Origin of the sequence: Hyphomicrobium sp., assembly GCF_003987855.1 — a bacterium.
Taxonomy (GTDB): Bacteria; Pseudomonadota; Alphaproteobacteria; order Rhizobiales; family Hyphomicrobiaceae; genus Hyphomicrobium_B.
The window spans coordinates 299,093-311,885 of sequence record NZ_RXIZ01000004.1 but is presented as its reverse complement, the minus strand read 5'-3'; the positions used below and the strand labels follow the sequence as shown (position 1 = coordinate 311,885).

The 12,793-nt window shown below is 60.6% G+C and carries 12 protein-coding genes; 5 read left to right on the top strand and 7 right to left on the bottom strand.

Annotated features, from left to right (window positions below; all coding sequences use genetic code 11):
- The first annotated feature begins 18 nt into the window (after positions 1 to 18).
- From EKK30_RS03780 to EKK30_RS03770, 3 genes are all read left to right on the top strand, one after another.
- Complete coding sequence (locus EKK30_RS03780; RefSeq protein WP_290980456.1) at positions 19 to 1,233, top strand: aminotransferase class I/II-fold pyridoxal phosphate-dependent enzyme; 1,215 nt, start codon at positions 19 to 21, stop codon at positions 1,231 to 1,233.
- A 17-nt stretch (positions 1,234 to 1,250) separates the two neighbouring features.
- Positions 1,251 to 3,923: a DNA translocase FtsK gene (locus EKK30_RS03775; protein ID WP_290980453.1), complete on the top strand. Its 2,673-nt coding sequence runs from the start codon at positions 1,251 to 1,253 to the stop codon at positions 3,921 to 3,923.
- A gap of 210 nt (positions 3,924 to 4,133) precedes the next feature.
- Positions 4,134 to 4,871, top strand: coding sequence for an outer-membrane lipoprotein carrier protein LolA (locus EKK30_RS03770; protein WP_290980450.1), 738 nt, complete (start codon positions 4,134 to 4,136; stop codon positions 4,869 to 4,871).
- Between the two features lie 338 nt (positions 4,872 to 5,209).
- On the opposite strand, the gene EKK30_RS03765 is transcribed toward EKK30_RS03770, so the two are convergent.
- Entirely contained in the window at positions 5,210 to 5,731 is a 522-nt protein-coding gene (locus tag EKK30_RS03765; RefSeq protein ID WP_290980447.1) for a cyclic nucleotide-binding domain-containing protein, read from the bottom strand.
- A 192-nt stretch (positions 5,732 to 5,923) separates the two neighbouring features.
- Positions 5,924 to 6,610 (bottom strand): response regulator transcription factor, encoded by a 687-nt coding sequence (locus EKK30_RS03760; protein ID WP_290980444.1) that lies wholly within the window; start codon positions 6,608 to 6,610, stop codon positions 5,924 to 5,926.
- Positions 6,611 to 6,806: 196 nt separating this feature from the next.
- On the opposite strand from EKK30_RS03760, the gene EKK30_RS03755 reads away from it, so the two are divergent.
- On the top strand, positions 6,807 to 7,262 hold the full coding sequence (locus EKK30_RS03755) for a L,D-transpeptidase family protein (RefSeq protein WP_290980440.1): 456 nt from the start codon (positions 6,807 to 6,809) through the stop codon (positions 7,260 to 7,262).
- Positions 7,263 to 7,383: 121 nt separating this feature from the next.
- On the opposite strand, the gene EKK30_RS03750 is transcribed toward EKK30_RS03755, so the two are convergent.
- From EKK30_RS03750 to tesB, 3 genes are all read right to left on the bottom strand, one after another.
- Positions 7,384 to 8,883, bottom strand: a complete 1,500-nt coding sequence (locus EKK30_RS03750; protein WP_290980437.1) for an ammonium transporter — start codon at positions 8,881 to 8,883, stop codon at positions 7,384 to 7,386.
- A gap of 43 nt (positions 8,884 to 8,926) precedes the next feature.
- Positions 8,927 to 9,265 (bottom strand): P-II family nitrogen regulator, encoded by a 339-nt coding sequence (locus EKK30_RS03745; RefSeq protein WP_013950212.1) that lies wholly within the window; start codon positions 9,263 to 9,265, stop codon positions 8,927 to 8,929.
- Between the two features lie 228 nt (positions 9,266 to 9,493).
- Positions 9,494 to 10,393, bottom strand: a complete 900-nt coding sequence (gene tesB / locus EKK30_RS03740; RefSeq protein ID WP_290980425.1) for an acyl-CoA thioesterase II — start codon at positions 10,391 to 10,393, stop codon at positions 9,494 to 9,496.
- Between the two features lie 116 nt (positions 10,394 to 10,509).
- Between tesB and EKK30_RS03735 the strand changes: the two genes are divergently transcribed.
- A complete protein-coding gene (locus EKK30_RS03735; protein WP_290980422.1) occupies positions 10,510 to 11,742 on the top strand; it encodes an FAD-dependent monooxygenase in 1,233 nt (410 codons plus the stop codon).
- Here EKK30_RS03735 and rimM read toward each other — a convergent pair.
- Positions 11,739 to 12,299, bottom strand: coding sequence for a ribosome maturation factor RimM (gene rimM / locus EKK30_RS03730; protein ID WP_290980419.1), 561 nt, complete (start codon positions 12,297 to 12,299; stop codon positions 11,739 to 11,741). The genes EKK30_RS03735 and rimM overlap by 4 nt on opposite strands.
- 24 nt (positions 12,300 to 12,323) lie before the next feature.
- Positions 12,324 to 12,698, bottom strand: a complete 375-nt coding sequence (locus tag EKK30_RS03725) for a hypothetical protein (protein ID WP_290980416.1) — start codon at positions 12,696 to 12,698, stop codon at positions 12,324 to 12,326.
- Positions 12,699 to 12,793 lie beyond the last annotated feature (95 nt).

Sequence of the window (12,793 nt, the reverse complement as noted above, 5' to 3'; positions counted from 1 at the left end):
AGAATCGATTGTCCGCTGATGGCTCACCCACTTTCTTCGCTAACGTCCGGCGCGATTTCGTCTCCCTTCACTCAGCTCCGCAAGCTTCTTGCCGGTGTCCCGCCTGGGCATGAGCGGCCGATCGAGTTGACGATCGGTGAGCCGCGCGAGGCGATGCCGGACTTCATACAAGAGAAGCTCAACCAGGCCACGGCGCTCTATGGCAAGTACCCGCCGATCCGTGGCGCCGAAGATGCGCGAAACGCGATCGCTGAATGGTTGACGCGGCGGTATTCGTTGCCTCGGGCGAGCGTCGACGCGGAACGCGAAGTCTTGATGCTGAGCGGGTCGCGCGAGGGCTTGTTCTTCGCGTGCTTGCCTGCCGTGGGCCGAAAAGAGGTTCAAGGCCAGCCCGCAATTCTCATGTGCAACCCCTATTACTCGGCGTATGTGGCCGGCGCGATCGCGGTTGGTGCCGAGCCGGTCTATCTGAACGCGACGAGGGCTACAGGTTTTCTTCCCGATCTCGATGAGATCGCACAAGACCAAGCGCTGCTGGCGCGAACGGTCGCCCTGTTCATCAACTCGCCGTCGAACCCACAGGGCACGGTGGCGGATCGCAATTATATTCTGAGAGCGCTGGAGCTCGCGCGGGCGCACGACTTCATGCTGTTCCTCGACGAGTGTTACTCGGAGATTTACACGGAGGCGGCGCCGATCGGGGGGCTGGAGGTCGCCGCAGCAACGCCGGACCGGTTCCGCAATCTCATCGTCTTCAACTCGCTGTCGAAGCGGTCGAACCTTCCGGGGTTGCGGTCTGGATTTTGTGCGGGTGACGCCAGCTTCATCGAAGCCTATGGTGAAGTTCGCAACATGTGCGCGCCGACTGTGCCGTTGCCTGTGCAACATGCCTCGGCCGCGATTTGGCGAGACGAAGGTCACGTCGAACGCTCGCGAGAGGCCTACCGCGAAAAATTTCTTATTGCAGACAGAGTTTTAGGTGACCGCTACGGCTATATCCGGCCCGCGGGGGGGTTCTGTCTCTGGCTCGATATGAGTCAATTCGGCGGGGGTGCTCAGGCGGCGGTAACCTTATGGCAACGCGCAGGCGTCAAGGTTATTCCCGGTAGCTTTTTGGCTCAGACGGGACGAGACGGGACCAATCCCGGCGCGGACTATGTTCGCGTCGCCATGGTGCAGGACGCCCAGACGATTCAGGAAGCGCTCGAACGCACGAGTTCCGTGCTGCGTTAAAGAGTACGTTCGCTCCGATGTCGCTGGATACGCGAGGAATCGATCCTCAGCGGCTGCTGCCGCAATCTTTGGAGGATAGGCTTTTAAGCTGGATGGGCCGCTTTGGCGGAGCCCTTCTGCTTGGCTCAACCGCGTTCCTCTGGATCAGTCTCGTTTCCTGGTCGGCTCTCGACCCGAGCCTGACGCACACGACGACAGCTCCCACGCATAACTACGCTGGCCCAGTCGGCGCAATCGTCTCGGATCTTCTCTTTCAGATGCTGGGCTTCGGTGCCGTGCTCGCGCTTATCGCGCCGGTAGTCTGGGGTATCGACATGCTCCGCTCGGAGCGTGTTCCCAATGGCCGCTTGAAGCTTGGTTTTTATCCCCTGTCGGTCTTAGCGCTGACTGGCGCCATTTCGGCGCTCCCGGTGCTCGGAGGCTGGCCTCTGCGCCACGGGTATGGCGGGTTGCTTGGCGACGGCGTCTATCACCTGGCGCTGAAGCTCTTTTCGATGCTGAACGAGGAACGCGCACCCGTTGCGGCAGGTGTCGTGCTGCTGGCAGCGGCGGTGCAGACGTGCGGCAAGGCCATCGGCTTCGAGGCCGAGACGGTGATGATGGGATTTCTGCGCTCGCTGAGTTCGGGGCTTCGCTATGCGTCCAGCAAGCGGCGTCTCGAAGACGCGGCGACATTGCGCTCATCGCTTGCCGACGGCGCGGAACGCATGCGCAGAGGCTGGTTCAAGCGAAATACCGGCGAGGCGTCCGAGGCTCAAACCTATCGTTCCCTGGACGCTTTTGCTGGCGACACAACGCCGACGCTGGACCTCAATCCCGAGCGGATGGCGCGATCGCGTCCTCAAGGTACGGACGAAGCCGCGGCGGTGGCTGACAAACAATCGCTTAAAGCTCCAGAAACGCGCACTCCCCGTTCCCTTGAGCATGACGATCTGGACGGCATCGAGCATGAACTCGATCTCGATGAAACGACCGAATCGAGCCGGGCGATCGCCAAACGATTTGCGCCCGCCTCCGGTCTCGCTGCTCAGTTGCGCGATGATGACGCTGATCTTGAGATGCCGATGCCAGCGCCGAGGCAGAGACCCGTCGTGCAAGAGGACGCGGAAGAGCCGATAGACGTAAAGCCCATTACGAGTAACGGCTTGCTCGCAAGCATGGCGCGGACGCGCGCGGTGCCGGTTTGGAAGCGTCCGTCGCTCAACATGCTCAAGCGGCCGAGCACGCAGAAGCCGCGGCCCGAACTCTCGCAGACGGTCATGCGCGGCAATGCGCGGCTGCTCGAAGATGTGCTGGCCGATTTCGGCATCAAGGGCGAAGTGAAAGATATCCGGCCCGGCCCGGTCGTCACGCTTTACGAACTCGAACCGTCTCGCGGGACGAAGTCTTCGCGCGTGATTGGCCTGGCCGAAGACATCGCGCGCTCGATGAGCGTCGCCAGTGTGCGCGCTGCGGTGGTTCCGGGGCGTAACGCTATTGGCCTCGAACTTCCCAACGCGCGGCGCGAAACCGTCTTGTTGCGCGAGATTCTCGAAGCCGATGCCTTCAAGTCGGATGCGACCGGGCTGCCCCTCGGCCTCGGCAAGTCGATCAGCGGCGATCCCGTGGTTGCCGATCTTGCGCGCATGCCGCATCTGCTCGTTGCCGGCACGACCGGCTCGGGCAAGTCGGTTGGCATCAATGCAATGGTGCTGTCGCTGCTCTATCGTCATTCGCCCGACGACTGTCGCGTGCTGATGATTGATCCGAAGATGCTGGAGTTGTCAGTTTACAATGACATTCCGCATCTGCTCACGCCTGTCATCACCGATCCGCACAAGGCGGTCGCCGCTCTCAACTGGGCGGTGCGCGAGATGGAAGAGCGCTACAAGCGCATGGCCGCGCTGTCGGTGCGCAATATCGACGTCTTCAACAACCGGGTGCGCAACGCCAAGAAGCGGGGCGAAATGCTGTCCCGGACGGTGCAAACTGGCTTCGACAAGGCCGGCGCGGCGCGTTTCGAAACGCAGCAGATGGATCTTGAGCCGTTGCCGCGCATCGTCATCATCGTTGACGAGTTCGCCGATCTCATGATCGTCGCCGGCCGCGAGGTCGAAGCATCCGTGCAACGTCTGGCGCAGATGGCGCGGGCAGCGGGCATCCATCTCATCATGGCGACGCAACGGCCGTCGGTCGATATCATCACGGGCACCATCAAGGCGAATTTCCCGACGCGCATTTCGTTCAAGGTGACATCGAAGATCGATAGCCGGACGATCTTGAATGAGCAGGGCGCGGAACAATTGCTCGGTCAAGGCGACATGCTCTATTCGACGGGCGCCGGGCAGCTCGTGCGCGTCCATGGTGCGTTCGTGTCAGATGAAGAGGTCGTCGCCTTCGCCGACGCTTTGCGTCGCGAAGCTGCTCCCAAGTATGTCGACGGCATTACCGATGGTCCGCAATACGGCGAGGTTGCGACCGGGATTCGCGAAGCGAGCGATGATGATCTTTATGATCGCGCCGTTGCTATCGTTCTTCGCGATGGAAAGGCGTCGACAAGCTACATTCAGCGCCGTCTGTCGATCGGCTACAATCGCGCGGCGGATCTGATCGAGCGCATGGAACGAGAAGGCTTGATTTCGGCTGCCAACTCGGTCGGGAAGCGTGAAATCCTGATGGGGCGTAGCGGCGGCTCGGATGCTGCGGCCTGATGGCGCTGTTTGATCGGCGATAATTCAGAAAATCGTGGAGCGGGCCGTTGCGCCGCTTGCCAGTGAGGTTGCGTTCGCTCTACCCACACAGGCGTATTCACGGTTCGTCGCCTAGTTCTGGACGCAATCTTTGTTGAAACCGTAATTCGCGTGCAGAGCCCCCTTGAGATGGGGCTTCGGGGCTGTGGGGGGCCACGAATGGGACAAAGCATGAAAGATTTTTTGCGCGGGGCTGCCGTTGCGACGGCGCTTTCCGCAGCGTTTTGTGGAGTGGCCGCGGCGCAAGATCCGGACGGTCCGACGAATACCCTCGTCAATCCACAGCCTGCCAAGAAGGCAGCGGTCAACGGCTGGAGCAGTGAAGTCGCGCCGGCAAATAGCCCAGACGGCATCACGCTCGATGCGCGTCAGACAAAGCTCGTCGATCAGGTCAGCGCCTATTTCCAATCTCTTCAAAGTCTGAAGGGGTCGTTCGTGCAGATCGACGCCGACAACAAGAAGATGAAGGGCAAATTCATGGTCAAGCGACCGGGCCGGTTCCGCTTCGACTACGCCCTGCCGTCAAAGCAGGTCATCGTCTCCGACGGGCAGAACCTCGCGATTCAGGATCACGACCTCAACAATGAGGATCGCGTTTCGCTCGATCAGACGCCGTTCCGGCTGCTTCTGCGCAACGACGTTAATCTCATTCGCGATGCCAAGATCATGGAGGTCCAGCAGTCCGAGGACCTGATCGTGCTGACGCTTGAGGACAAAGATCCCAATTCGCCCGGCCGCATCAAGCTGTTCCTCTCGACCAAGCCGGCGCTCGAACTGAAAGAATGGGTGACCACCGACGCCCAGGGCCAGGACACCCGAATCGAGCTTTCACAACTCATCAAATCGGATGACCTCGACGGAAATTTGTTTAAAATTCAACCACTTTGGCCCAAAAACGCCTCTCCGTAGAGGCGTTTTGCTCGGCAAATCAGTCTGTTGCCCTTTTGACGCGATGCAATACCCATCCTGTGGATAAGTTTGGGTAAATGTTCACATTTTCGTGAAGTAGTCGCGGAAGCCCTATTGAATTTTAGCATCTTGGGCTTAAGTCATCTGCATGCAGGTGGCGTCACCCTGTATTCGGTAGTGCCCCCCGTCTAGCCGAAGACGCCGCCTCTGGTACCGGCTTCCCTCCCGGTGCCGAGCGCGACAAGCGCATAGCGCCCAGTTCCTCCCCCCGGAACTGGGCGCCCTTGTTTCTGGGGGTACCCAAAGCTTCGAAAGTTGGAACGCGCTCAAGGCGAAATTCAGATCGTCTGCGCCGCTGACGTGTTGCCGACAGGCGCCGAAATTTGAGCCGGGATCCTAGCGTCACCGATCAGGCTATCAATACTTTTTAGCTCATCCGCCAACAGTTTTAGTCTGTTGAAAATACAGGCGCTGAAATGCTCAGCAAGAGCCGGATCCTCGTCCATTAGCTCGCGCATTCTTTCGCGCGTCAGTCGCAGAGCTTTCACCGGCCCCTGTGCGATGACTGTGGTCGTGTGGACGAAGTCGATCAGCATCGCAAGTTCGGCGAGCATCGAACCTTCTGGGACGACCTCTCCACGCGATCTCGTGGTGCGATCGCCGACATCGTCGATGCGAACGCACGGGCCGGAGATGATGACCACGGCCGCATCAGCCTCCTCGTTTTCAACCACGAGTGCATCGCCCGGCCGAAAAATAATGCGTTCGGCGCGGCGGACGATCTCGGTCAGCTGAAGCGGGGACAGTCCGCGGAACAGTGGCAAAGCCAGTAGCGGTCTGACCAGAGCATCAATCGCCAATTCGAAACTCCAGGTGTTCTACGCACGCGAGGCACTGGTTCGCCGTGAACTCGCACGAATGGGCGAACGGAGTTTAGATATCTGACTCGCTGGAGAATCAGGAACATGCCTTTGCCCCCGCCCGGCAACCCGCTGTGGATCGCTGGTGAACAACTCTCAAACGAGAGATTCACGTGAAAACGCCCGGATGCCTCAGGGCGCGAGCTTGTAGCCGCCGCTCTCGGTGATCAGCAGCTCGGCATTGGAGGGGTCTTTCTCGATCTTTTGTCGCAACCGGTAGATGTGCGTTTCGAGCGTGTGAGTGGTGACGCCGGCATTGTAGCCCCAGACCTCGTGCAGCAGGACGTCTCGGGAGACGACCTTATCGCCGGAGCGATAGAGGTATTTTAGAATCGAAGTTTCCTTCTCGGTGAGGCGGATCTTGCTTCCGGCTTCGTCGATCAACAGCTTCGAGGCCGGTTTGAAGGTGTAGTTGCCGATAGCGAACACGGCATCTTCGCTTTGCTCATGCTGGCGGAGTTGAGCGCGAATGCGGGCCAGCAAAACAGCAAACTTGAACGGCTTGAGAACGTAATCGTTGGCGCCGGCATCGAGCCCCAAGATCTGATCGGCGTCGGATGTATTGCCGGTCAGCATGACGATCGGCGTCTTGAAGCCGGACTTTCGCAACAGCTTCACGGCTTCGCGACCGTCCATATCGGGCAGGCCAACGTCGAAGACGACGAGGTCGAACCGGCCCGTCTTGGCGGCTTCGATCCCCTTGCTTGCCGTTCCGGCTTCGGAAACCTCGAATTCGTCGTGCAGGACCAACTGATCTTTCAATGATGATCGCAAATCCTCATCGTCATCGACGAGAAGGACCTTCCGGGCCGTGCTCATTAACGGAGCTCCAGTTTCTTGCCTTGTTTTAGCCCGGGACAGTAGCATCGTGCGCGCCGCGAACAAAGGCTCTGGGCGTAAACGGGTGATGGGAAGGGCTGTTCCTTTGAGGACCGGATCGAGGGGAGGCCAGGCATCCAGCGCGCAGATCGTCGTTAAAGCGCTGTCGCGGGCCGCGCGCCGGGGGCATGTCCAAATGGGAGCCCTTCGGCTGCCATGTGCGCTCGGGCGGTCGGGGATGCGGGCTTTGAAGCGCGAGGGCGACGGCGCGACGCCGCTGGGGCGCTTTCCCGTGCGGCAAATCATGGTCCGCTCCGGTGTGAAGCCGCCGCTTAGCGTACTCAAGACGCGCGCCATTCGGCGCAATGACGGATGGTGCGATAGTCCGTGTGATCGCAACTACAACCGGCCTGTCAAACTGCCGTATCCGGCGAGCGCGGAGCGTCTCTGGCGAGGCGACGGGCTTTACGACGTCGTCGTGGTGCTCGCCTATAACGACGTGCCGCGTGTCCGCAATCGCGGTAGCGCCATCTTCATGCACATTGCGCGTCCCGACTTCGCTCCGACTGAAGGCTGCATCGCTCTGCGCGAACGCGACCTGCGCCGTCTGATCGCGCTGCTGCCGAAGCGCTGCGAACTCGTCGTTCTCTAGGAAAATAAAAAGGGCCCGACGGATGCGCCGGGCCCAAGTGGAGCACGTCTAGGTGGAGACGCGTGCTCGGGAGATGAAGTGAGATCCCGCGGCCTCGAAAGTGAGCCGCGGGAAATTCGTCTTAGTAGTGATAGGCGCTTTCGCCGTGGTCGGTGATGTCGAGGCCTTCACGCTCTTTCTCTTCCGACGGACGGAGACCAATGATGATATCCACCAGCTTGAAGAGAATTGCAGAGCCGATGCCGCTCCAGACAAGCGTCATGCCGACGGCCTTGGCCTGCGAGATCATCTGCGTGGCCATGTCGTAGGTGCCAGCAACCAACTCGCCCGGCTTCGACGTGTAGTCGGCGATACCGGCGCCACCCCATGCGGGATTGACCAGGAGACCAGTACCCAGAGCTCCGACGATACCGCCGACGCAGTGGACACCGAAGACATCGAGGCTGTCGTCGTAGCCCAGAGCACCCTTGATTGCCGAGCAGAAGAAGAAGCAGATCGGGCTGACGACGAGGCCGAGCACGATCGAGCCCATAACACCTGCGAAACCGCAGGCAGGCGTGATCGCGACGAGACCGGCGACAACACCGGATGCCATGCCGAGCGCGGAAGGCTTGCCCTTGATGATCCATTCAACGATCACCCACGAGAGACCGGCGGCGCAGGTCGCAATGAAGGTGTTGATGAAGGGAACGCCGGCAAACTGGTTGACCTCAAGGTTGGAGCCAACGTTGAAGCCAAACCAGCCTACCCACAGGAGAGCAGCGCCGATCATGCAGTTGACGAGCGAGTGCGGAGGCATCGGCTCTTTGCCGTAGCCAATGCGCGGTCCGAGGATCAGCGCACCGACAAGACCTGCGATACCAGCGTTGATGTGAACGACGGTGCCACCGGCGAAGTCGAGCGCGCCCCACTTGAACGAGATGCCGGCGTCAGCCATCACCGCGTCGTATGCGGCCTGAGCCTGTGCCTTGGCATCGCCCGTTGCGGCAGCGAGCGCCTTCGCAGCGTTGCCGAATGCATCCGGACCGCCCCAGTACCAGACCATATGCGCGATCGGGAAGTAGATGAACGTAGCCCAGAGAGCCATGAACACAAGCATAGCCGAGAACTTCAGTCGCTCGGCGACGGCGCCAAGGATAAGCGCCGGCGTGATGCACGCGAACGTCATCTGGAAGATGATGTAGGTGTATTCAGGGATGTACACGCCGTTGGAGAACGTTGCGGCCAGCGTGGTCGAGTCGACACCCTTGAGAAAGGCCTTCGAGAAGCCACCGACGAAATCATTGAGAGAGCCACCGTTGGTGAATGCCATCGAGTAGCCGTAGAGAACCCAAAGGATCGCGACGAGGCAGAGCGTTGCGAACACCTGCATGAACATCGACAGCATGTTCTTGGTGCGGACAAGGCCGCCGTAGAACAGCGCTAGGCCAGGAACGGTCATCATAAGCACGAGGACCGAGGCGATGTACATGAAGGCGGAGTCGCCTTTGTTAGGAACCGGCGGCGGAGGCGCGGCAGGAGCTGTTGCTGCCTGCTGGGCGAGCGCCGGTTCAACGAAAAGCGCAATCGCGCCGAGGGCCCCCAAGACCCCTGCGTATCGCGCTACTTTTCTAAACTCCATGTGAGTGCTCCCTGATAAATTTAAAAATGCGATGCTTGTGAGCCTAGAGCGCGTCGTCGTCCGACTCGCCGGTGCGGATGCGGACCGTGTGCTCGATGGGCGAAACGAAGATTTTTCCGTCGCCGATCTGACCGGTTTTGGCTGCGCGCTGGATCGCAGCGAGCGCCTTATCGACCTGAGCTCCAGGAACGACGACTTCGATCTTGATCTTGGGCAGAAAGCTCACGGCGTATTCTGCGCCGCGGTAGATTTCGGTATGGCCCTTCTGACGGCCATAGCCTTTCACTTCAGTGACGGTCATGCCCTGAAGGCCGAGGTCGGTCAGCGCGGAGCGAACCTCCTCGAGCTTGAAAGGCTTGATTACCGCGGTAATGAGCTTCATAGGGCCCCCTTTTCTATTTGGACCGGCTGAACCGGGTGCTCGACAAACAGCTTGCGACCCCACGCCGGGACACAAACTTCGCGTCATAGGAGTCAAGACGCGTGCCAGTTTGGAAACGCGTGCTCAACGCGTTGAAAAGGCAACGAAAAGTTTACGGTTGAATGAAATTTATGCGGCGCTAGCCTACAAAATAAGCATGAAAATTGTGCATTTCGGAGAAAATGCTTATTACTTGAGCAGGAATGCGGTTTCGCGCGGACGCATCAGACCTTCCTGAACGGTGGATGCTACAAGGCGGCCATGCCGGTCATAGACGGCACCTCGACAGTAGGCGCGTGCTCCGGACGCGCTCGGGCTGTCTTGGGTGTAGAGCAGCCAATCGTCGGCGCGGAACGGGCGGTGAAACCACATGGCGTGGTCGAGGCTCGCCAGCTGGATGTCGGAGTCGAACAAAAGCTTGCCGTGGGCTACGAGCGCTGTGTCCAACAGCGTGAAATCCGAGGCGTAGGCGAGAACGGCCTGGTGGATGTAGGGGCTCTCACTGTCGAGAGGGCCATTCGACCGCAGCCAGATCGACTGGCGGGCAAGCTTGGGCTCGCGGCTCACATATCTCGTGGGGTCAACAATCCGGACATCGATCGGCCGCTCGCGGCGCCAATAGGCGCGCATGCTTTCGGGTAGTTCTGCGGTAGCGGCATCTAGAACCTCCCGGGCCGTCGGCAGCGATTCCGGTTCCGGGACGTCGGGCATCGGGTCTTGGTGCTCGAAGCCCTCCTCCTGCTTGTGAAACGAGGCGCTCATCGAGAAAATGGCGCGTCCGTGCTGGACCGCGCGAACGCGCCGGGTCGTGAAGCTGCCGCCATCGCGGATGCGCTCGACGTCGTAGACGATCTCGCGTTCGGGATCGCCAGCCAGCAAAAAGTAACCATGAAGCGAGTGGATCGGATGGGCGGCGTCAACCGTTGATGCTGCGGCAACGAGGGCCTGACCCAAGACAAGCCCGCCATATACACGCTGCCAGCCCTCGCTTGCACGCGGCCCGCGGAAAAGGTTGTCCTCCAACCGCTCCAGCGTCAGCGTCCGGAGAAGGCCTTCAAGGGCCGGGTAAGATTGGAGGGAAGCTGTCATGGCGGACTTTCGCGTCTATGCTAAGCAGCGCGCCGAGAGGCCCGCTCGTGACGACGTTGTATGTTGCAATGACGAGCAGGTGAAGCATATCGCGTAGCGGCGGATAGCGAGCGGACATGGCAAAACTGAATTTTGACGTCGCTATTGTCGGCGGCAGTTTCGCGGGACTGGCGGTCGCGCGCGGATTGGCGCAGGCTTTGGGCCCCGACGTGCGCATTGCGATCGTCGATAAAGCGCAGCCGGCAACAGAACACAGCGACGATAGCCGCGCTTTCGCGATTTGGGCGGGAACTCAAAAGATCCTCGCCGGCCTCGGCGTCTGGGATCGAATTCGCGATGATGCGGAGACCGTCACGTCGATCGAGATCTCCGACTCGCGCGTCAACGATGCCTTTCGCCCGGCTCTCGTCACCTACGATGCCAGAACTCCGGATGGATGGCCTGCGGCCTACATCGTGCCGGCGTCGGTGCTCGCCAGCGCGCTTTATCAATCCGTGGCGACGGACCCTGCCGTGACTTGGTTCACGCCGGGCGAAATCGAACATGCGCATTGGGACGACAATGCGAGCGAACTGACGCTCCGCGATGGAACGATCGTCAGCGCGGCGCTCACCATCGCCGCCGATGGACGGCAATCAAAGCTGCGCGATGCGGCCGGAATTCGAACCATCGGCTGGGGCTACCCGCAAACGGGCATTGTCGCCCGAGTGAAATTCGAAGAGCCCCACAACGGCGTCGCCATCCAACATTTTTTGCCGGGTGGGCCATTCGCCATTCTGCCGCTCACGGCTAATTGCGCGTGCATCACGTGGAGCGCCGGCAAGGAAGAAGCCGCCCGTATGGCGGCACTGGACGATGCCGGGTTTCTCAGCGAACTCGATCTTCGGATCGGCGGCCGTTTCGGCGCCATTGCGCTCGATGGGCCGCGACAGTCATGGCCGCTCGACCTACGCGTGCCGCGGCGGCTGATCTCGCCTCGCTTCGCGCTCGTGGGCGACGCTGCTCACGGCGTACACCCCATCGCGGGACAAGGCGTCAATCTCGCCTTCCGGGATGCGGCTGCCATGGTCGAAGTATTGGCGGATGCAGGACGCATCGGGCTCGATCTCGGCAACGGCACGCATCTGGAGCGTTACCAACGCTGGCGGCGTTTTGATTCCACGATGTCAGCGTCGCTCTACGATGGCCTCAATCGTGCGTTCTCGGCCGACAGCATGGTGTTGCGCGCTGGCCGCGGAGCGGCGCTGGGCGTGCTCGATCGCATACCCAGCCTGAAAGATATGATCATATCGGAAGCCGCTGGTGTTACCGGCGATTTACCGAAGCTCGCGCGCGGCGAAGCCGTTTAGGAGCCTGCTGCTTCGCTATCCGGAGCATCTTCGTCATCGTCTTCTTCGGCGGCTTTCGGCCGGACGATCACGACTTGGCGCTGGTCGAGATCAACCGTTGGTACCCAGCGATTTTCGAAGGGGATGAATTCGGTCTCGCCTTCGAGGGGTTTCAGTTCGAGAAGATCGCCCGCGCCGAAATTCTGCACCGAGACAATCTCGCCAATCGGACTGCCGTCTTCGGCTATGGCCCGCAGACCGATCAGATCGGCGTAATAGAATTCAGCTGCGCCGGTCGAGGGAAGCTTGGCTCGATCCACGTACAGCTTCGTGCCGCGGAGAGGTTCGGCGCCGTTGCGATCGGTGATGCCGGCGACGCGCGCGACGATGCCCTTGCTGGTGACGCGGACGACGCGCAGCGTGAAGCTTTTCTGTCCCGACGCATCGGTGAGCGGTCCATAGCTCGCGATGGCGTCCGGTGTTTCGGTATAGCTTCTGACCAGGACGTCGCCACGAATGCCGTGGGCGCCTGCGAACTCCCCGACGAGGATCCGGCGTGGTTTGTTTTCAGTCGACATGGCGGCCTTGATGCCGTGCAACGGTCAGGCGGGCAAGGGGCCGAGATAACTAATCTCGATATCGATCCTTCGGCTGCCGACCCAGACGCTGGTGTGTTGAAAGCGTGCCAAAGGATCAATTTCGCCGCTGATCGGCAGGCGGAAGCTCGCGCGGTTGCGGATGTCGCGAAGGGGCCGGCAGCGCAGCGGGATGTCGTAGGTCCCCTGCAAGACAAGCTTGCGGGTGGTGGGTAGGCGTTGCGGCAGCAGCCGCCCCATGTAGACCCGGCCCGTTTGGTCTGCTCCCAGCAGGCGGTCGCCGCGGCATGCCAAAATGAGTCGACTGGTTGCAGGCGCGATCCGGGTCGAGTGCACGCGCACGACCTCGAAGAGACCTTCTGAACATATTCTTTGGTTCACTTTCGCACCTAAAGATCCGATTAACTATCGAAAGTCGAATACGTCCAAAAGTCGGGCCAGTCGGATCTGCAACAAAAAAGCCTTCCGGGCATCGC